We start from the raw sequence: 673 nt of genomic DNA, 5'->3' as shown, positions 1-673 counted from the left end.
CACCCAGAGGCGCGGGGAACTGCGCGACAAGCCACAACGAACCCCGCACGAAACAACGAACCCAACCGCTCAACCGCCGGAGGCCGACGCCTTCAAGGCAAGCCACAGCTCCATCCGAGTATCCGGGTCATCCAACGACCGCCCCAGGATTTCCTCGACCCGCCGCATCCGATACCGCAACGTATGCCGATGCACCCCAAGATCCGCCGCAGCCGCATCCCACTGCCCATGCCGCGACAACCACGCCCGCAAGGAAGCGACCAGATCCCCCCGCCCCGTCGCGTCATGCTCGTGCAACGCCCGCAGCAACCCGTCCGCAAACGCCCGCACCGCGTCATCCGCAAGCAACGGCACCACAGACCCCGCCGCCAGCTCCTCATGCTCGACCAGCACCCGCCCCCGCCGCCGAGCAACGGACAACGCCTGCTCGGCCTGCTTATAGGCGGCCGCGGCGGCGATCGGCCCAGCAGGAGCCGAAAGCCCGATCACCAGCTCGTCCTCGTCCACCCCTGGCTCGGTCGCACCCCGATCAGCCAGGAGCGCCTCCGCGTATTGAGCGCAGGACGAAACCACCGCACCCCCGTCCGCGGCCAGCACCACCAGCCGCTCCCCGTCGGGCACGACCAGCACGGCCTCCCCCGACCGAGCGGCCGCAGCCTCGACAACCTCCGCA

The 673-nt window shown here is 69.8% G+C and carries 1 protein-coding gene; it reads right to left on the bottom strand.

The window, feature by feature from the left end; genetic code table 11:
- Nucleotides 1-69 precede the first annotated feature (69 nt).
- Nucleotides 70-673, bottom strand: a 604-nt coding sequence (locus tag G5C60_RS50830) for a PucR family transcriptional regulator (RefSeq protein WP_165271125.1), incomplete at its 5' end; no start/stop codon positions are given.

Origin of the sequence: Streptomyces scabichelini (assembly GCF_011045015.1) — a bacterium.
In the GTDB taxonomy this organism is placed as follows: Bacteria; Actinomycetota; Actinomycetes; order Streptomycetales; family Streptomycetaceae; genus Streptomyces; species Streptomyces scabichelini.
The sequence above is the reverse complement of the archived record's forward strand: the minus strand, read 5'-3'. Positions and strand labels throughout refer to the sequence as shown.